This is a genomic window from Bartonella eidoli (assembly GCF_036576145.1).
Classification (GTDB): Bacteria; Pseudomonadota; Alphaproteobacteria; order Rhizobiales; family Rhizobiaceae; genus Bartonella.
Map to the genome: position 1 here is coordinate 85,934 of NZ_JBAFWX010000001.1, position 20,531 is coordinate 106,464.

The following is a 20,531-nucleotide window of genomic DNA, read 5'->3' on the forward strand; positions in this document are numbered from 1 at the left end:
TAAATTAACAAATTAAAAAAAACAGAAAGAAAATTTCCTATTTCAAACAATAATAATTTTTCTAGCAGTTTTATATTCAATAAATACTGGAAATTCATCATATTTTCAGTCATATGTCTTTGTATAGATCATTACTAGAAATTAAAGAGAAGTTGTATGAAAGTACCATTCAGCAAAATGAGCGGTCTTGGAAATCGAATTATTGTTACTGATCTACGAGAAAGTACACATACCATCACCCCGCAAGCAGTTTCTACCTTAGCAGCAGATTCGCAAACATGTTTTGATCAAATTATGACTATCCACTTACCAACCGACAAAAAAAAAGCCGATTTCCGTATTGAGATATGGAATTCTGATGGTTCTATGGCTAAGGCATGCGGAAACGGTGCTCGTTGTGTAATTGCATGGCTTATAGATAAAAAAATTGGTAAAAGCTTTAGATTAGAAACACCTTCTGGAATTATTGAAGGTGAACGCCAAACCGATAACCTCATCTCCGTTAATATGGGACGTCCGCACTTTGATGCAAAAGATATGCCTGTTTCACGTGAAATAGACGATACAAATCATGTAAAAATTGCTGCTGGCCCTTTGGAAGATGCTTGTCTTGTATCTGTTGGAAATCTTCATGCTATTTTCTTTGTTGAAAGCGATATTCAACATATTCCGTTAGAAAAATATGGGCCAATACTCGAACATGATATTCTTTTTCCAGAACGATGCAATATTTCTATTGCTAATGTAATATCAAAAAAAAGTCTAAATTTACGAACATGGGAGCGAAGTGCTGGATTAACAAAGGCATGCGGTAGTGCTGCTTGCGCTAGTGCTGTAGCTGGCTATAGACGTGGACTAACAGAACGCCACATTGATGTAAATTTGCCAGGAGGAAGGCTCAATATTTTTTATAAAGAAGATAAGCATATTGTCATGACAGGTCCAATCAAATATGAATTTAGTGGTCTTTTAAATCCTTTGACAGGTATCTATGAAAAGGATCACTTTTAATGGCAATAGAAATTATAACATTTGGTTGCAGACTTAATAGCTACGAATCAGAAATCATACGGAAAGAAAGTGTTTCCTCTGGACTAAATCAGCTCAAAGATGGTGCTATTATTTTTAACACCTGCGCTGTTACTGCTGAAGCCGTACGACAAGCAAAACAAGCAATCAGAAAAAAAAGACGAGAAAATCCTCATGCACGCATCATTGTTACAGGATGTGCAGCACAAATAGAAGCTAAGAATTTTGCTAATATGACAGAGGTAGATCTGATTTTAGGAAATGAAGAAAAACTCCATGCTCATTCTTATCGTCAACTTCCTGATTTTGGTGTAAATCACGATGAAAAATTGCGTGTTAATGACATCATGGAAGTACAAAAAATTGCACCGCACATGGTTAATGCAATGGATGAGCGTACACGTGCCTTCGTACAAGTACAAAATGGTTGCGATCATCGCTGCACATTTTGCATTATTCCTTATGGTCGCGGGCCATCACGCTCAGTTCCGATGGGCTCTGTAATAGAACAAATTAAACGACTTACAGATAATGGTATCCAAGAAGTAGTTTTAACAGGTGTAGATCTCACAAGTTACGGCCATGACCTTCCTGGAAAATCTACTTTAGGAAAATTAACTTCAGCCATTCTACGCCATATTCCTAACTTACCTCGATTACGCCTATCATCTATTGATTCTATAGAAGCGGATGAAGAACTCATAAATCTTTTAGCTTATGAAGAAAGAATAATGCCGCATTTGCATTTATCCTTACAAGCAGGCGATAATATCATCTTAAAAAGAATGAAGAGGAGACACTTGCGCGAACATGCAATCCAATTCTGTCAAGATTTGCAAGCAAAACGTCCTACAATGGTTTATGGTGCCGACTTGATTGCTGGCTTTCCAACTGAAACAGAAAAGATGTTTGAAAATAGTCTCTCTTTAATCAATGACTGTAATCTAACGCATCTCCATGTATTTCCTTTTAGTCCTAGAGGAGGAACACCTGCTGCAAGAATGCCACAAGTTAATCGTGAAGTAGTTAAAATGCGTGCAGAACGATTACGTAAAGAAGGAGAGAAAGCTTACCAAAAACATCTCATTCATTTACAAAACAGTCAGCAAACAATTCTTATCGAAAAAGATGAAATTGGACGAACTGAAGATTATACTCTTGTACAGGTTAAAGGTGCCAAAGCTGGAACAATCGTTAAAGCTCTTATAATTGATCACGATGGTGATAAATTGATTGCTATCGCCCCAAAATTAAATGCAGCCTGAGCAGGAAAATCCTTATGATGAAACCTTTTATCAAAAAAATTCTTTCTTCTAAAAAAGCTAAAGAGCGAGAAATACAACAAACTTCTACTTCTCATAATGATGCTAATACGGTTGAAAAACAGAAAATTGAAACTGCAAAAAATGATCAACTCTTTACAGATTTAGAAAAAAAGAAACAAATAAAAATACAAAATATAATATCTGAAGAATATAGTGAAAAAATACGATCTTTTGAAGGATATTCTGGTAAAGTAGTTGTTACAGATACAATTAGTGAAGCAAACAATGAAAAGCTCTTGCCGGTACTTTCTACTGAACAAGAAAATACGGCATGGTTTTTGCGCTTTAAAAAAGGATTATCTCGTTCTTCACAACGCTTAAACGAATCAATCACTAATCTCTTTGTCAAAGAAAAACTTGGTAAAGAAACATTGCAGGAATTGGAAGATATCCTTATTCAAGCTGATCTTGGTATAGAAACAGCTGCGCGCATTACAGAGACCTTAGCTTCTAGTCGTTACGAAAAAAATTTATCTTTAGATAACATTCGCTCTATCGTAGCCAACGAAATTAAAAAGGTGTTAGAGCCTGTAGCACTTCCACTAGAGCTAGACCTTAATCATAAGCCCCACGTTATTTTACTATTAGGTGTTAATGGTACAGGAAAAACCACTACTATTGGAAAACTTGCAGCTAAATTAACTGCAGGAGGATTAAAAGTTATGCTCGCTGCTGGTGATACATTTCGTGCTGCAGCTATTGAGCAGTTGCATATCTGGGGTGAAAACACAGGTGCTCCTGTTATTTCAACTAAATTAGGTGCAGATGCTGCCAGCTTAGCATTTGACGCTTATGAAAAAGCTAAAAAAGAAAACAGTGATGTATTGATAATTGATACAGCTGGACGCTTGCAAAATAAAACTGAATTGATGAATGAATTAGCGAAGATTATTCGTGTTTTAGGTAAACATAACTCTAAAGCACCACATACAATACTTCAAACACTTGACGCAACTACTGGACAAAATGCACTTAACCAAGTGGGCATTTTTCGCGATATTGCTGGCGTTAATGGTTTAATCATGACAAAGCTCGATGGTACTGCGCGAGGAGGAATTCTTGTTGCTATAGCAGCAAAATATAAATTACCAGTTCATTTTATAGGTATAGGAGAAAATATTGAAGACCTTCAACCTTTTTCTGCTTCTGATTTCTCCGAAACCATTATAGGAAAATACTCATGACACAACCTTCCCCTGAATCTAATTCATGTAATAATCCTGTTTTAAAGAATGTCAGTAAAGATGAAAAATCTTTACTTTCACCGACATTAAAATTTTTTTTAGAAATGGGACCGTTAGTTGCCTTTTTTCTTGCTAATTATAAAGGAGAATGGCTGATAAATAATATTAAACTTTTTAAAAATTTTAATAAACCAATTTTCCCCGCAACAGCTATTTTCATGGTAGCCATTGTTATTGCTTTGAGTTTATCATGGATACTTGTGCGAAAAATACCAATGATGCCTCTTATATCGGGAATATTTGTTTTAGTTTTTGGATTTTTAACTCTTTGGCTTCATAATGATACTTTTATAAAAATGAAGCCAACAATTATTAACTGTATATTTTCTTTCATTCTTTTTATCGGTATCCTTTTCAAAAAGTCGCTTTTACGCTACGTTTTTGATTCTACTTTAAAACTTGATGACTTAGGGTGGAAAAAGCTTACCTATCGTTGGGCATTCTTTTTTGTTTTTCTTGCACTTTTAAATGAAGTAATTTGGCGCAATTTTAGCGATGATTTTTGGGCGAGTTTTAAAGTATTTGGCGTTATGCCTATAACAATTTTATTCATGTTATTACAAATGCCAATGATCATAAGACATTCAAAAGATTTTTTAAAAGAAGATAAAAATTCTGATTCTTAGTTATAAAGCATTTATTATTGCAGATTTTTTATAAATATAATTGTAGAATATGCATGGAGGAAATATGTGTTAATTGAGCAATTTATTTGTCGGGATAATAACTTTGCTGTCCTTATCCATGATGAAAAAAGTGGTTATACAGCTGCAATTGATGCGCCTGAAAGCCAAGCAATTCAAGATGCTCTAACGCGTCGTAATTGGACACTTCAAGCGATTTTTGTAACTCATCATCATTATGATCATGTAGAAGCGCTGGGGGACTTAAAAAAAAATTATAATGCCACAATTATTGGACCAGAAGCAGAAAAAGATAAGATTAATCATCTTGATATAACACTAAAACCTGATGAAAATTTTACTTTTGAAACATTTACGTTTTTAGCTCTTTCAACACCCGGTCATACATTAGGGTCATTATGTTATCACTTTCCTCATGAGAGACTCCTCTTTGCAGGAGATACACTCTTTTCACTAGGTTGTGGACGTCTCTTTGAAGGGACACCTGCACAAATGCTGAATTCTTTAAAAAAAATTCGTCAACTTCCTGATGAGACACTCCTTTATTGCGGCCATGAATATACAAAAAATAATGCCCTTTTTGCCTTAACTATTGATCCACATAATAAAAAACTTCATAAAAGAGTAGAGGATGTTTTTTTGTTACGCGCGCAAAATGCTATGACTTTACCCGTAACTTTGGGACAAGAAAAGGCTACAAATCCTTTTCTTCGTTGGGATAATGATATTCTGCGAAAAAACATAATGATGGAAAAAAATTCAAATGAAGAAGTATTCACTGAAATACGCAAAAGAAAAGATAACTTTTAATATGTCTTAATTAATACTTTTTTAGTTATAAAATAATAAAAGAAGAGGGATTAGACATTATAAATAGTCTCACTGATATTGTGAATAATCTCTTAAGTAAAGTCTGTTATGAATATAAAATTTTTTAAAATAGAAGGTTTAGCCATAAAAAGTTTTAAATAAAAACAACATTAGATAAATTTATCTTATCTATTATTTATTATTTATTATTTATTATTTATTATAAAATCAAATAATCTTTGAACAAATGATAATCAAAGATAACTTTATTAATCTTATAAAACTTATAAAAATAATTACCCTGTAAAATAAGACTCAAAAAATAAAAACATTTTTATTATAAAAAAATACACTATCTTTCATAAATTTCATTTAATCAAAATACATTAATAAAGTTTATTTTAAATCGTTAATTATTTTTCAAACGCTTACAAATATCATCTAATTGCTCTAATGAAGAATAATGTATTTTTAAATCACCACCCTTTTTACCATGTTTAATGACTACTTTCATTCCAATTACATCTGTAAGTAATTTTTCTAGAGATTTTGTTTCCGCATTTTTTTCAACAACTAATTGTTTTTTTCCTTTTGGCTTAGCTTGTTCATTAACAAGTATTTCTGTTTGTCGCACAGAAAGACCTTCACTAATAATTTTTTCAGCTAAACTTTGTGGATTATCAACGGTTATAAGACAACGAGCATGACCCGCTGAAAGTTTTCCATCTGTTAAAAATTCTTGTACTTTTGGTGGAAGTTTTAACAAACGAAGAGTATTAGCAACATGACTTCGACTTTTTCCAATTACTTGAGCTAAATCTTCTTGAGTATACCCATGCTCATTTTGTAAAACTTCATATCCTTTTCCTTCTTCTATAGGATTTAGATCAGCACGTTGCACATTTTCAATGATTGCTAATTCCAAAGCAGTTTTATCATCTACATCACGAATAATGATTGGCAATTGATTTAAATTAGCTCGCTGTGCAGCACGCCATCGCCGTTCACCAGCAATTAATTCAAAATGATTAGGGCGAGAACGTAAAGGTCTTACAATAACAGGCTGAACAACACCATGCTGACGTATTGACTGAGCTAAATTATCAAGTTCTAAATCGGTAAAACTGCGTCTAGGATTATTAGGATTGCATGAAATAGATTCAATTGGTACAAATTTATCAGAAGAACGAGATACTACTGCATTAAACTCTGCTGTTTTTTTAACATTTGATGTAAAATCGTTGTTTAAGTTAATATCCCCAATCAATGCTGCAAGACCACGCCCCAATCTTTTTTTTGATTGATCATCATTCATAATTTTTCTCTTTAAATTAATTTTGTAATCTTTTTAAAATCTCTAAGCAGCAACTTGTGCTTGTTTTTCTCGTTGTATAACTTCCGATGCTAAACGCAAATAAGCCTGACTTCCAGCACATTTAAGATCATAAAGTAACACTGGTTTTCCAAAAGATGGAGCTTCAGATACACGCACATTTCTTGGAATAACAGTACGATAAACTTTATCTCCCATAAAAGAACGTACATCTTCAACAACTTGATTTGAAAGATTATTACGTCCATCATACATAGTTAAAACAATACCTTGAATTTCCAAAGACGGATTAAGAATAGATTGTACCTGCTTAACTGTTTCAAGTAATTGACTTAAACCTTCTAATGCTAAAAATTCACATTGCATAGGCACTAAAACAGAATCTGCAGCACCCATAGCATTTAGTGTTAAAAGATTAAGTGATGGAGGACAATCTATTAAAATATAACTGAATTTTTTTATCACTTCTAAATCATCACAAAGAGCTTTTCGTAACCGTTTAATACGATCTTGCGATGAAGAAATCTCCATTTCTACACCTAAAAGATCAAGTGTAGAAGGGACAATATGTAAATTGGGTACAGCTGTTTTTAAAGCTGCTTTTGTAATTGAAACCCCTGAAACAAAAACATCATAAGATGATAAAGGACGGCTATTACGATCAATACCCAACCCTGTACTTGCATTCCCTTGTGGATCCACATCCATTATGAGAACATTTTCTCCGATAGCCGCTAAAGCTGTAGCAAGATTAATTGCTGTTGTAGTCTTGCCAACCCCACCTTTTTGGTTTGCAATAGCGATAATCCGTGTTTCGCTCATTTTGCTTTACCCTTTACATGATCGAACATGAGAAATTTCTAAAATAACAGAATTTCTATCAATTTTACTCCTATGTTTTAGCATATTAAAGTTCCAATTTGCAGAGGCATTTATTATTTCTGTGGAATAATCCCTACCTTTTTGCAAAAGAGCTATAGTTTTTTCTGTTAATAAAGGAAAAATGAGCCTCAAAAGATCATTTAATGAAGCTAATCCTCGTGCTGTTATAATATCTGGCATTTTTATTTTTTGATATACATCCTCAATTCTACAATGATGAACTGTAGCGGGAAGATTAAGTTGAGCAATAACGGTTCGTAAAAAAGCTATTTTTTTTCCATTACTTTCAACTAAATCAATATGACCTTTTTTTTTATCTTTCATAAAAATAGCAATAACAATTGCAGGAAATCCTCCTCCTGAACCAAGATCACACCAATTCAAAAAATCACTATATAAAGGATAAATTTGAGCTGAATCTAAAATATGACGTGTCCATAAAATTGGTATTGTTGTGGAAGATATCAAATTAATATGTTTATTCCATTGGATTATTAGAGATTCGAAGCGCATCAAATCCTCTACTGTTTCACGTGAAACAGCAGGAACTATATCTAATAATTCTTGATATTTTTTTTTCGTTAAAACATCCATTAAACTGCTTTAACCTTTTCACGACGTTGACGTTGTATGTAAGTTATAATTAAAGATAAAGCTGCTGGTGTCATCCCATCAATTTTTTGAGCATCAGCAATTGAGCGTGGAGATATTTCTTTTATTTTTGTTTTTAATTCATTAGAAAGACCTGAAATTGCATGAACATCAAGAGAAGAAGGAATTTCTAAACGCTCATCTCGCTGAAGAGCTGCAATATCTTGCGCTTGTTTTTTTAAATAAACCGCGTATTGTGCTTCAATTTCTAAAGATTCAGCTGTTTTAGTATCTATTAATTTTAATTGTGGCCAAAATTGTGAAAGACGCTCTAAATTCATGTTAGGATAAGAAAGAATATCATAAGCTGAACGACGAACTCCATCCTGATTAATCTGTAATCCATGATTAGATGCTTCATTAGGAGTAAAGAAAAGATTTTGACACATTAATCGTGCTTGATCAAGTTTCCTCTTTTTTTTCTGATAACACTCCCAACGTACCGTACTAATAATCCCCCATTTCTGAGCTAAAGGCGTTAAACGGGCATCAGCATTATCAGATCTCAAAGATAAACGAAATTCTGCACGTGATGTAAACATTCTATAAGGTTCGCAAACTCCGCGTGAAATTAAATCATCGATCATAACGCCAATATAAGCTTCAGAACGACTTATAATAATTTCATTTAAACCGCCCACTTTATGCGCAGCATTTAATCCAGCTAAAAGACCTTGAGCAGCAGCTTCCTCATACCCTGTTGTACCATTAATTTGACCTGCTAAAAATAATCCCGATAAAGAACGTAATTCTAAAGTTTTAGTCAATTGTTGAGGATTAACAAAATCATATTCTATAGCATAGCCAGGTTGTAGAATTGCAGCATTTTCCAATCCTTCAATCGTTTTTAATAAAGAAATTTGTATATTTTCAGGAAGAGAAGTAGAAAGACCATTGGGATAAACAGTATCATCATTTAATCCTTCTGGTTCTAAAAAAATTTGATGTCCATCACGTTCACTAAATTTAATAATTTTATCTTCAACTGAAGGACAATAACGTGGCCCTAACCCTTCAATAGCTCCAGAGTATAAAGCAGAAAAATGAATATTTTCAGAAATAATTTTATGTGTTTGTGTATTTGTACGTGTTATTGCACATTCAATTTGAGGTTGTTCAATTTTTTCTGTTAAGAGAGAAAAAGGAACTGGAGATTCATCAGCTTTTTGTTTTTCAAGTATATCCCAATGAATTGTTTTTTTACTAAGGCGAGGAGGTGTTCCTGTTTTTAATCGACCTAAATTTATACCATATTTTTTTAGACAATTAGCAAGTTTTACACTCGAGTTATCCCCTATACGCCCAGCTGACCATTTTTTATCACCAATATGAATGAAACCATTTAAAAATGTACCTGTTGTTAAAATAACAGCACCAGAAAAAATAGCTCCTTGTTTTTTTAAAACTACACCTGAAACATGATTATCTTTAACGATAATATCAACAGCTTCATCTTCAATGAGAGTAAGATTTTCTTGTTCTTGTAAAATTTTTTGAACTGCTTTTTTATATAGCTGTCTATCTGTTTGCGTGCGCGGACCTCTTACTGCTGGTCCTTTACGTCTATTAAGAAGTCTAAATTGAATTCCAGCAGCATCTGCTGCCCGACCCATAAGACCATCCAAAGCATCTATTTCACGAACTAGATGCCCTTTCCCAAGACCACCAATAGCAGGATTGCATGACATTGTACCTATTTCTGATATTTTATACGTAATAAGTGCTGTTCGCGCCCCAGTACGAGCAGAAGCTGAAGCAGCTTCACAACCAGCATGACCACCTCCAATAACTATAACATCATATAACTGCATTTAATTAATTCCATAAAAAATTTCTAATGTTTCACGTGAATCATTATTTACCAATACAAAATTCTGAAAAAATAATATCAAGTAAATCTTCAACATCTATATCTCCCGTAATTTTCCCAAGAAAATCACTCGCACGACGAAGATGTTCTGCTCGTAAACTTAAATCAAGAGAATTATAATTTACGGAATTTTTAATTTCTTTAACAGCCTCTTTTAATAACTGAAGTTGTCTTTTACGTGCTGGAACAAGATTTCCAATTTCAGAAATACGATCCAAGCAAAATAACTCAATTTTCTTAATAAATTCATTAAAATTTAAACCGGTTAATGCAGAAAATTGTATAAAAAAACGAGTTTCTTTCTCTTTATAAATATCAAGTTTATTACCTACATGCCATATTTTAGCTGATGTTTCTGGTAAATCAATTTCTTTAGGATTATTCATATCATAAACAAAAATAACTAAATCAGCATCCATAATATGCTGTTTTGCTGTTTCTATCCCCAACTGTTCTATTTTATTTTCTGTTTCTCTAAAACCAGCGGTATCCACAAAAAAAACTGGTAAACCACTTAGAACTAATTTAACCTCCAAAGCATCACGAGTTGTTCCTTCTTCTTCAGTTACAATAGAAATAGGTCTCCCAGCTAAACGATTCATAATGCTTGATTTTCCAGAATTTGGAGCACCAGCAATGACAATTTTTAACCCATCGCGTAAAATATTTGCACGTTCTCCTTCCTCAATATGTTTTTGAAGGGAATGACAAAGTTCCTCTACTTCTTTCCAAATTTTATCGGATATATTAAACACATCATCTTCATCAGAAAAATCAAGCTCAGCTTCAATAAAAGCGCGTGCTTTTATAAGTTTATGACGCCAATCACGATATAGCTCTGTTAAGCGTCCACTTGCTCCCATAACAGCTAAACGTCTCTGACTCTCTGTTTCTGCCTCTATTAAATCAGCAAGACCTTCAGCTTGAACGATATCTAATTTACCCTCTATAAATGCACGACGAGAAAATTCACCTGCTTCTGCAATACGGCATCCAGAGAAAGTAGATAACTCATCTAAAAAACGGTTAACAACCGCCTTACCTCCATGCAAATGAAATTCAGCGCAATCCTCTCCTGTAAAACTATAAGGAGCAGGAAAAAAAACAGTTAAAGCAGAATCTAAATAACTACCATCACGAGCAATAAGATCCCCATAATGCATAAATCGCGCTTTAGGTAAACGACCGCAAAGCGTTTTAACAATATCAACAACATGAGGACCAGAAAGTCGAATGACTGCAACCCCTGAAGGCAACAATCCACTCGAAACAGCAAAGATTGTATCCACAGGATTAATCACTTAATATTTCTAAGTATTCATAGAATCAAAAAAATCATTATTATTTTTTGTTTGTTTTAATTTATCAATCAAAAATTCAATCGCATCTGTTACATTCATAGGTGCCAAAATACGACGCAATACAAAAATTTTATGTAGATCTTGTCGTGCTACTAAAAGCTCTTCTTTACGCGTTCCAGACTTTAAAATATCCATTGCTGGGAAAATACGCTTATCGGCAACTTTACGATCAAGAACAATTTCAGAATTACCTGTTCCTTTAAATTCCTCAAAGATAACTTCATCCATACGGCTACCTGTATCAATTAAAGCCGTTGCTATAATGGTTAAAGATCCACCTTCTTCAATATTACGTGCTGCACCAAAAAAACGTTTTGGACGTTGTAAAGCATTTGCATCAACACCACCTGTCAAAACTTTTCCTGATGAAGGAACAACTGTATTATAAGCACGTCCAAGACGTGTAATAGAATCTAAGAGAATAACAACATCACGTCCATATTCAACCAAACGTTTAGCTTTCTCTATAACCATCTCAGCCACTTGCACATGACGTATTGCTGGTTCATCAAAAGTAGAAGAAACGACTTCTCCTTTGACAGAACGCTGCATATCAGTAACTTCTTCTGGCCGCTCATCTATCAAAAGAACTATGAGATAACATTCAGGATGATTAGTAGTAATAGAATGAGCAATATTCTGTAATAAAACCGTTTTTCCCGTTCTAGGAGGCGCTACAATTAATCCTCTTTGTCCTTTTCCTAATGGAGATATCAAATCAATAACTCGTGACGACATATCTTTATCTGTAGAATTTTGTATTTCCATTTGGAAACGTTCATTAGAATAAAGGGGAGTAAGATTATCAAAGTGAATTTTATAACGAATTTTTTCAGGACATTCGTAATTTATTGTATTAATTTTAAGAAGAGCAAAATAACGCTCCCCTTCTTTTGGACTACGTATAGGACCTTCAACAGTATCCCCTGTCTTTAAAGAAAAAGATTGGATTTGTGCAGGAGAAAGATAAATATCATCAGGCCCAGGAAGATAATTAGCATCAGCAGATCTTAAAAAACCAAATCCATCTTGTAAAACTTCAACTACTCCTTCTCCAATAATTTCTACATCTTGCAAAGCAAGTTTTTTTAAAATAGCAAACATTAATTCTTGTTTACGCATTAACGAAGCATTTTCAACTTCTAATGTTTCAGCAAAAGAAACAAGTTCAACTGGATTTTTACTTTTAAGTTCTTGTAGTTTCATTTCTTGCATGAAATATGTTCTTTAATTAAGTAAGAAATTATTTAATTTATGGAAAAAAAGATTGAAGCATCCCTATTAGATAAAAACATTGTACACTTAACTTTCTTAAACTGCAAGTATCATTCATACTATTTACCTTTATATATAATTTTATAATCGTATGAAAAATTGATTACTAAATAGAAATTATTTTTCCCCAAAAAATTATACTAATAAATTTAGAGAATTAAGATTTTTCTTATTTAAGTCTGTGTTTAATGTGGATTATTATTTATACTTTATTTATCCTCAATTTTTCCACAAGGAGGACTTTAAAAAAAATATATATAGGCACAAGTTAGAGATGTTATCCCCGTTTTTTATAAAAAAAATGGTTTATTTATTAAAATACTCAATTTTGTGTATAATAATTTAAAACTCTCCATAAAATTTAATTTTATTAAAAACTATGAAGATATGTACACATCTATTAACAAGGAGTTAATTTTTTTGTGATAAAAGAAAAAAAGTCCTTTCATTTGCATATGCTTTCTGATGCAACGGGGGAAACATTGATCTCTGTAGGGAGGGCTGTGGCATCACAATATACAATGTGTAGGGCTATAGAGCATATTTATCCGATGATTCGTAATGAAACTCATTTACAGAGAGTCATTAGTGAAATACAAAAATATCCGGGTATTGTTCTTTACACAATTATTGATGAAAAAGTTAAATTGCTTCTTAAAAAAAAGTGTAAAAAAATAGGAGTTCCCTGTATTGACATACTTTATCCCGTTTTAAGTGCTTTCCAATCTTATCTTGGGATTACAACGAATTTACGTGTTAGCGCACAGCATGGTCTTAACGCAGATTATTTTCGCCGCATTGAAGCGCTGGATTTTACAATAGAGCATGATGATGGACAATCTCTTAATAGTTTATCTGATGCAGATGTAATTCTTTTAGGAATTTCAAGAACTTCTAAGACACCAACGAGCATCTATCTAGCAAATCGTGGAATTAAAACTGCTAACATACCTCTTATTCCAGGAATTGATTTACCAGAGGCTCTTCTAAAAGAAAAAAATGCTTTAATTATTGGTTTAATTGCTTCAGCTGAGAGAATCTCTCATATTAGACAAAATAGAAATTTAGGAAATAGTTTTTCTCTTGAAAGCTATACTGATCGTGTCAGCATAGCTGAAGAGTTGATTTATGCTAAACGCATTTGCGAACGTTTTAGTTGGCCTATTATTGATGTTACAAGACGCTCTATTGAGGAAACTGCTGCGGCAATATTTGAACTTTTGTCACGATTCCGTGAAGGAAAATGAGAGAATATTTTTATGACAAATGATACTTTGATATTAGCGTCGCTTAGTTCTTATCGTGAGAAATTATTAAGAAAAGCAGGCTTAAATTTTTCCATTGAAGGAGCCTTTCTTGATGAAAGAGAAATAGAAAAAAACGCAACAACAAGAAATCCAAAAGAGCTTAGCTGTTTTCTTGCAAGTGCAAAAACAAAAAATGTTTCTGATCGCTTTCCTAATGCTTTGGTAATTGGATGTGATCAAGTACTTGATTTGGATGGTCAAGTTCTCCATAAAGTTACAAATAATGAGGAAGCACATCAACGTTTACGTATCCTATCAGGGAAAATACATTTTCTTCATAGTGCAGTAGCTTTATTTAAAAATGGTCAAAAAATTTGGATTGATTCTTTTAGCGCTCGTATGTCAGTACGCCCTCTTTCATCAGAGTTTATAGAGCGTTATTTAGAACGCGTAGGATCAGATGTTTTTAATAGTGTAGGAGTGTATCAAATAGAAGGAGAAGGTATCCACCTTTTTGAAGAAATTGATGGAGATTTTTTTACTATTATTGGTTTACCTTTATTGCCATTATTAGTTAAGTTACGCCACTTGGGGTATATTGATGATTAATTTTACAATAGAGTGTAAAAAAACAGTTCATCCACGTGCTTTTGTTGTTGGTTATCCCATTCATCATTCAAAGTCACCAAAAATCCATAATTATTGGCTTAAACAACATAATTTGCAAGGTGAATATCTGGCACAGGAAGTGACTTTTGAAGAATTTAAAAGCTTTATTGAAACTATGCAAAAAAGGGGTTTTTGTGGAGGTAATGTTACTTTACCCTATAAGCAGGAGGCTTTCTATTTAGCTCATCTTAAAGATGAAATAGCAACAGTTATTGGAGCTGCTAATACGCTATGGTGTGAAAAAAATAAACTTTGTGCTACTAACAGTGATGCTTATGGTTTTTGTGCTAATCTTGATGAGTTTTATCCTGGTTGGTCTGGCGAAACTGCTCTTGTTTTTGGTGCAGGTGGAGCTGCACGTGCTGTTTTGTATGCCTTAAAAAAGCGTGGATTTGAACGTATTTTATTAACTAATCGTACAAAACAGCGAGCGGATGATTTAGCTAATAATTTTGGAAAACCTATTGAGGTTTATGATTGGCATAAGGTTTATGAGGTAATTAACCAGGCTGATTTAATTGTTAATACAACTTCTGTGGGCATGCAAAATACATATGAAAAAAAAAATAACCTTTTCTTTATAGATTTTCAAAAAGTAAAGACAACAGTTTTGGTTACAGATATTGTTTACACTCCATTAATGACACCTTTTTTACAACATGCAAAAGCCTGTGGTTTAAAAATAGTTGATGGTCTTGGTATGCTTTTACATCAGGCTGTTCCTGGTTTTGAACGATGGTTTGGAATAAGACCTCAAGTAACAAAATCATTACGAGAAGAAGTTTTGAAGGATATGGGTGAAAATAAAGGATGAAAGTTATAGGGTTAACTGGATCTATTGCTATGGGAAAATCAACGGTTGCTGATTTTTTTAAAAAAGAAAATATTCCCGTTTTCAGTGCTGATGAAATAGTACACCAACTTTATGATAGTGAAGCAATAGCATCGCTCATAGAACATCATTTTTCTGGCGTTGTTGAAAATGGTAAAGTTAATCGTTTAAAACTTTCTAAGATGTTGATTAATGAAGATGAAAAGTTAAAAACATTGGAAAAGATTATTCATCCTTTAGTTCAAAAAAAAGAAGAAGAATTTATTAATACAGCACATAAACAGGGAAAAAAGCTAGTTGTTCTTGAAATTCCACTTCTTTTTGAAACAAATAGTGAAAAGCGTGTAGATAGTGTGGTTGTTGTATCTGCTCCGCTAAAAATTCAAAAAGAGCGTGCAATGATTCGTCCAGAAATGAGTGAAAATAAATTTTTATTTATTAATGCTAAACAAATGTCCGATAAAAAAAAGAGAGAATATGCTGATTTTGTGATCGATACAGCTAAAGGCTTAGAGAGCACATATCAACAAGTTTTGCATGTGATAAAGAGTTTATTGAGTAATGAAAATAATGCGTGAAATTATTTTTGATACAGAAACAACAGGCTTGGATAAAGATAAAGATCGCGTAATTGAAATCGGTTGTGTTGAAATGGTTGATCGTTATCTTACAGGAGAAGTATTCCATGTTTATTTAAATCCACAAGGAATTATCATTTCTGATGAAGCTGTAAAAATTCATGGATTAACCAATGAACGTTTAAAGGATGAAAAAAGTTTTAGCGATATTGTTGATGATTTTTTAGAGTTCATTGATGGTGCAACTATGGTCGCACATAATGCGAGTTTTGATATTGGCTTTCTTAATGCAGAATTAAAACGTGTAAATAAGCCACTTATCAGTTCTAACTATGTTCTTGATACATTGGCTATGGCACGGCGTAAATTTCCTATGAGTCCTAATTCTCTTGATATTTTATGTAAACGTTTTGGAATTGATAACAGTCATCGTACTTTTCACGGTGCTTTGCTTGATGCGAAGATACTTGCTGATGTCTATATTGAATTAATTGGTGGAAAGCAGGGGATATTAAATTTTGATGATAGAACCAATGCCGATAACAATAACAATGCTTCTTATACAATAAAACGCCGCCCTCAAGAATTATCTGCAAGACTAAATGCACAGCAAATAGATATGCATACTAATTTTATAAAAAAAATAGGCAAAAAAGCTCTTTGGAATTACTTCAATATTCCTCAGTAAATCCTAAAAAAAGCGGTCGTTGTGGGGAGGGGAACACCACAACGACCCTGTCGTCACTCGTACCTCAGCTATCATAGGAGGAGCAAAATGAAAGCTATTATATCCTGTAACAGCAAAGAAAAGCTCTAGGTACTCACTTATAAGTCGTAACGACATTATGATTTATAAAACCAAAAAAATGGCTTTTTAGAGGCATTTTGATAAATTTTTGAATAAGATAAAAAATATATAAAATAGTAAGTTGTTTTTATTAAAAATGGAGAAATGAAATTGTCATGAAAGCAAAAGATCATCTTTTTTTAGTTGATGGATCGGGTTATGTTTTTCGTGCTTATTATGCTTTACCACCTTTAAAACGTAAAAAGGATGGTCTTCCTGTAGGAGCTGTGGCTGGTTTTTGTAATATGTTATGGAAATTACTCTGCGATGCTCGCAGTACAGTTTCTGGTGTGGTCCCAACACATTTTGCTGTTATATTTGATCATTCATCCGATACATTTCGTAAAAAAATATATCCTCAATATAAAGCTAATCGGATGGCTCCGCCTGAAGATCTTATTCCTCAATTTTCTTTGATACGTGAAGCAACAAAGGCTTTTAATTTACCTTGTATTGAAAAAAAAGGATTTGAAGCTGATGATTTAATTGCTACCTATACGCAATTGGCAACAAAAGTTGGAGCAAAAACAACTATTATCTCTTCCGATAAAGATCTTATGCAATTGGTAAATGATAATGTATCTTTATATGATGATATGAAAGATAAACATATAGGTGTTTCTGAAGTTATAGAAAAATGGGGTGTAACACCTGAAAAAATGGTTGATTTGCAAGCTTTGACTGGAGATACAGCAGATAACGTTCCAGGTATTCCAGGAATCGGTCCTAAAATAGCAGCTCAATTATTGGAACAGTTTGGTTCTCTTGAGGCTTTGTTACAGCGCGTTGTAGAAATTAAGCAAACAAAACGGCGTGAAAACATTCAAGCTTATAGTGAGCAGGTTAAAATTTCTCGTGAATTAGTTAGGCTTAAAATAGATGTTCCTGTAGATAATAATTTAGATGATTTTATTTTAGAACCACAAGATGGGCCGCGTTTAATTTCTTTTCTTAAAGCCATGGAATTTACAACATTAACGCGTCGTGTCGCAAAGGAAACAGATTGTGATGCAGCAGCTATCGATGCACTTGATATAAATATTGAATGGGATAATTCTGTATATAAATTTGGTTCCGACATTAAGGAAGTTGATGCATCCTCTTCTCATGATTTTATTGAAAATTCTCCACAATTATTGGCACAAGAACATAAAGAGCAAGCTTTAAGTCAACAAATTAAAAGAGACGTTTATACGACCATTCTTGATGAAAAACTGTTGAAGGAGTGGTTATCAGAAGCACAAGAACAAGGATTTTTTTCTTTTGATACTGAAACAACTTCACTTAATCCTATGCAAGCAAAGCTTGTTGGTTTTTCACTAGCATTACAGCCAGAAAAAGCAGCTTATATACCACTTGAACATTTTGAAGGAGGAGATAATCTTTTTGGGGAAAGACGTATTGTCGGGCAAATTGAAACGCAAAAGGCTTTAGCACTTTTAAAGCCTATATTAGAAAATCAAGCGGTCCTAAAAATTGGTCAGAATATAAAATATGACTGGTTGGTGATGAAAAAATACGACATTGTGATCCATTCATTTGATGACACAATGCTTTTATCTTACGCCTTAGATGCTGGAACTTTAAATCATAATATGGATGATCTTGCTGAACGTTGGCTTGACCATAAAACGATTTCCTATAAGGATTTGAAACATAATGGAAAAAAAATTATATCTTTTGCACAAGTAGATTTAAAACAGGCAACCCTTTATGCTGCAGAAGATGCTGATATAACGCTACGTTTATGGAAAGTTTTAAAATCGCAACTCGTTGCTCGGGGGATGACAAAAATTTATGAACGTCTTGATAGACCGCTAGTAGAAGTTCTTGCGAAAATGGAAGAACGTGGAATTCTCATTGATAAGCAGATTTTATCAGGTCTTTCAGAAGAGTTAAAGCAAGCTGCTTTTATTTTGGAAGAGGAAATTTATCAGTTGGCTGGTGAGAAGTTTAATCTTTCTTCCCCAAAACAATTATGTGATATTCTTTTTGAAAAAATGAAATTGCCTGGAAGCATTAAGACCAAGGGTGGGCAATGGTCGACTTCTGTGCAAATTTTAGAGGAATTGGCATCTAAAGGTTATGATTTACCACGCAAAATTATTGATTGGCGTCAGCTTGCAAAATTAAAATCTACCTATGCAGATGCTTTACCCTCGTATATTTTTCCTAAAACAGGGCGCGTTCATACAAATTATTCTTTGGCAACAACATCAACGGGACGATTATCATCGTCAGAACCAAATTTGCAAAATATTCCAGTACGAACTGAAGAAGGGAGAAAAATACGAGCGGCTTTTGTTGCCCCTAAAGGACATCTTCTCTTATCAGCTGATTATAGCCAGATTGAATTGCGTATTCTTGCTCATATTGCTGATATAAAGGCTTTAAAAGAAGCTTTTTCAAAAGGTCAGGATATCCATGCAATAACTGCATCGCAAATGTTTGGTGTTGCTATAGAGGAAGTGCATTCAGATATACGACGACGTGCAAAAGCGATTAATTTTGGCATTATTTATGGTATTTCAGCTTTTGGGTTAGCTAATCAATTAGGTATTTCACGGGAAGAAGCGAGCGATTATATTCAACTTTATTTCAAAAGATTTCCGGGAATTAAAGATTATATAGAGAAAACTAAGATATTTGCACGTCAAAATGGTTATGTAGAAACCATTTTTGGACGTCGTATACATTATCCAGATATAAAAGCGGCTAATTTTCAAATTCGTGCCTTTAATGAGCGGGCTGCTATTAATGCGTCAATTCAAGGGTCTGCAGCTGATATTATTCGCCGTGCTATGATTCAAATGGAGGATATTTTGGAAAGAGAAAAATTATCAGCAAAAATGTTGTTGCAAGTGCATGATGAACTGATTTTTGAAGTGCCAGAAAATGAGAAGGAAAAAACTATAGAGGTTGTAACAAAAGTGATGGAAAATGCTGCAATGCCAGCGTTATCTTTGTCAGTACCACTTGAAGTAAAAGCAAAAGCTGCTCAAAATTGGGATGAGGCACATTAGTTATTTTCACTTGTGTTGTTGAGGATGGTTATTGCTTTAGCAAGGTCAAGATACGCTTTAATAGGTAAATGGTCTGAAGCAATGCGTGCAAGTGGAGAGTGATGGCTTTCAATACCAGTTACTAATTGATGAGGAAAAGCAAAAATTCTATCAAGAGCGAGAAAGGGAAATCGAGAAGGAAAACTCGGTACAGTTCCCAATGTGTCATCGAAGTAGGGAAAAAAATGGTTTAAAGATGATCTTTTTCCTAATCGCCATTCATTAAAATCTCCAATAAGTATTGTAGGCATAGAAGGGCGTTTTTTTAGAAGAGTAAGAAGCATTTTCGTTTGTTTATTGCGAGAATGGCGCAGCAAGCCAAAATGAGCAGCAATAACACGAATGAAACCTGTTTCCATTTTTAATTCTACTATTATAGCTCCACGTGGTTCAAAACCAGGTAAAGTAATTTGTAAAGTATCATATACAAATCCTTTTTTTATAAAAAGAGCGTTACCATGCCAACCATGACCATTAGGAGACATGGTTTTCAAGGGTATTGGAATTAAACCTGTTTCAGTTTTTAAAAGTTTGAGATCAATTAAACCAATACGCTCACCAAAACGCTTATCTGCTTCTTGCAGCGCTAAAATATCAACTTGTAGTTCAGCAATAACACGCACGGTACGGGCAGGATTAAAAACTTTATCAATACCGACACACTTATGAATATTATAAGAAGCAATGGTGAGATCATAATTACTGTTTAAGCTAATTGTCTTTGTCTGATGATTAGGAAATTTATTGATAGTCTTTAAAAGAGAGGCTTTGAAATTTTTATGAATCGATGGTGTAAACCATGGATATTTTTTTTTATGAGGCTTCTTTATCATTTTAATTAAAGTAAAGATATTGTGCTAAAGGAGAAAAAT

Annotated in this window: 18 protein-coding genes; 11 read left to right on the forward strand and 7 right to left on the reverse strand. The window is 33.4% G+C overall.

Annotated features, from left to right (window positions below; all coding sequences use genetic code 11):
* The first annotated feature begins 156 nt into the window (after positions 1-156).
* The 5 genes from dapF to gloB all read left to right on the forward strand — a co-directional run bounded on the left by dapF (position 157) and on the right by gloB (position 5,052).
* The gene (gene dapF / locus V5N68_RS00400; RefSeq protein WP_332065221.1) at positions 157-1,011 is read left to right on the forward strand and encodes a diaminopimelate epimerase; all 855 of its coding nucleotides are present in this window, start codon (positions 157-159) and stop codon (positions 1,009-1,011) included.
* The gene (gene mtaB, locus V5N68_RS00405) at positions 1,011-2,294 is read left to right on the forward strand and encodes a tRNA (N(6)-L-threonylcarbamoyladenosine(37)-C(2))-methylthiotransferase MtaB (RefSeq protein WP_332065222.1); all 1,284 of its coding nucleotides are present in this window, start codon (positions 1,011-1,013) and stop codon (positions 2,292-2,294) included. The genes dapF and mtaB overlap by 1 nt, the downstream gene beginning before the upstream one ends.
* 14 nt (positions 2,295-2,308) lie before the next feature.
* Positions 2,309-3,538: a signal recognition particle-docking protein FtsY gene (ftsY, locus tag V5N68_RS00410; RefSeq protein WP_332065223.1), complete on the forward strand. Its 1,230-nt coding sequence runs from the start codon at positions 2,309-2,311 to the stop codon at positions 3,536-3,538.
* Entirely contained in the window at positions 3,535-4,224 is a 690-nt protein-coding gene (locus tag V5N68_RS00415; protein WP_332065224.1) for a septation protein A, read from the forward strand. The genes ftsY and V5N68_RS00415 overlap by 4 nt, the downstream gene beginning before the upstream one ends.
* Before the next feature lie 66 nt (positions 4,225-4,290).
* Positions 4,291-5,052 carry a hydroxyacylglutathione hydrolase gene (gene gloB / locus V5N68_RS00420; RefSeq protein WP_332065225.1) on the forward strand — a complete coding sequence of 254 codons (762 nt, stop codon included), beginning with the start codon at positions 4,291-4,293 and terminating at the stop codon, positions 5,050-5,052.
* 409 nt (positions 5,053-5,461) lie between these two features.
* Here the strand turns inward: gloB and V5N68_RS00425 are convergent, their stop codons facing one another.
* The 6 genes from V5N68_RS00425 to rho are packed head-to-tail and all read right to left on the reverse strand — an operon-like array spanning position 5,462 to position 12,364.
* Positions 5,462-6,367: a ParB/RepB/Spo0J family partition protein gene (locus tag V5N68_RS00425; protein WP_332065226.1), complete on the reverse strand. Its 906-nt coding sequence runs from the start codon at positions 6,365-6,367 to the stop codon at positions 5,462-5,464.
* 42 nt (positions 6,368-6,409) lie between these two features.
* Positions 6,410-7,207: a ParA family protein gene (locus tag V5N68_RS00430; protein ID WP_332065227.1), complete on the reverse strand. Its 798-nt coding sequence runs from the start codon at positions 7,205-7,207 to the stop codon at positions 6,410-6,412.
* A gap of 6 nt (positions 7,208-7,213) precedes the next feature.
* Entirely contained in the window at positions 7,214-7,861 is a 648-nt protein-coding gene (gene rsmG, locus V5N68_RS00435; RefSeq protein ID WP_332065228.1) for a 16S rRNA (guanine(527)-N(7))-methyltransferase RsmG, read from the reverse strand.
* Positions 7,861-9,729, reverse strand: coding sequence for a tRNA uridine-5-carboxymethylaminomethyl(34) synthesis enzyme MnmG (gene mnmG, locus V5N68_RS00440; protein ID WP_332065229.1), 1,869 nt, complete (start codon positions 9,727-9,729; stop codon positions 7,861-7,863). The genes rsmG and mnmG overlap by 1 nt, the downstream gene beginning before the upstream one ends.
* Before the next feature lie 43 nt (positions 9,730-9,772).
* Complete coding sequence (gene mnmE, locus V5N68_RS00445) at positions 9,773-11,077, reverse strand: tRNA uridine-5-carboxymethylaminomethyl(34) synthesis GTPase MnmE (protein ID WP_332065230.1); 1,305 nt, start codon at positions 11,075-11,077, stop codon at positions 9,773-9,775.
* A gap of 21 nt (positions 11,078-11,098) precedes the next feature.
* Positions 11,099-12,364, reverse strand: a complete 1,266-nt coding sequence (gene rho / locus V5N68_RS00450; RefSeq protein WP_332065231.1) for a transcription termination factor Rho — start codon at positions 12,362-12,364, stop codon at positions 11,099-11,101.
* A 482-nt stretch (positions 12,365-12,846) separates the two neighbouring features.
* Between rho and V5N68_RS00455 the strand changes: the two genes are divergently transcribed.
* From V5N68_RS00455 to polA, 6 genes are all read left to right on the forward strand, one after another.
* On the forward strand, positions 12,847-13,671 hold the full coding sequence (locus V5N68_RS00455; protein ID WP_332065232.1) for a pyruvate, water dikinase regulatory protein: 825 nt from the start codon (positions 12,847-12,849) through the stop codon (positions 13,669-13,671).
* A 12-nt stretch (positions 13,672-13,683) separates the two neighbouring features.
* Positions 13,684-14,280 (forward strand): Maf family nucleotide pyrophosphatase, encoded by a 597-nt coding sequence (locus V5N68_RS00460; protein ID WP_332065233.1) that lies wholly within the window; start codon positions 13,684-13,686, stop codon positions 14,278-14,280.
* A complete protein-coding gene (locus tag V5N68_RS00465; RefSeq protein WP_332065234.1) occupies positions 14,273-15,154 on the forward strand; it encodes a shikimate dehydrogenase in 882 nt (293 codons plus the stop codon). The genes V5N68_RS00460 and V5N68_RS00465 overlap by 8 nt, the downstream gene beginning before the upstream one ends.
* Positions 15,151-15,750 (forward strand): dephospho-CoA kinase, encoded by a 600-nt coding sequence (gene coaE, locus V5N68_RS00470; protein WP_332065235.1) that lies wholly within the window; start codon positions 15,151-15,153, stop codon positions 15,748-15,750. Before V5N68_RS00465 ends, coaE begins: the two co-directional genes overlap by 4 nt.
* Positions 15,743-16,438, forward strand: a complete 696-nt coding sequence (gene dnaQ, locus V5N68_RS00475) for a DNA polymerase III subunit epsilon (protein ID WP_332065236.1) — start codon at positions 15,743-15,745, stop codon at positions 16,436-16,438. The genes coaE and dnaQ overlap by 8 nt, the downstream gene beginning before the upstream one ends.
* A gap of 275 nt (positions 16,439-16,713) precedes the next feature.
* A complete protein-coding gene (gene polA / locus V5N68_RS00480; protein ID WP_332065237.1) occupies positions 16,714-19,620 on the forward strand; it encodes a DNA polymerase I in 2,907 nt (968 codons plus the stop codon).
* Here the strand turns inward: polA and V5N68_RS00485 are convergent.
* Positions 19,617-20,492: an endonuclease/exonuclease/phosphatase family protein gene (locus V5N68_RS00485; RefSeq protein ID WP_332065238.1), complete on the reverse strand. Its 876-nt coding sequence runs from the start codon at positions 20,490-20,492 to the stop codon at positions 19,617-19,619. The genes polA and V5N68_RS00485 overlap by 4 nt on opposite strands.
* Between the last annotated feature and the right edge of the window lie 39 nt (positions 20,493-20,531).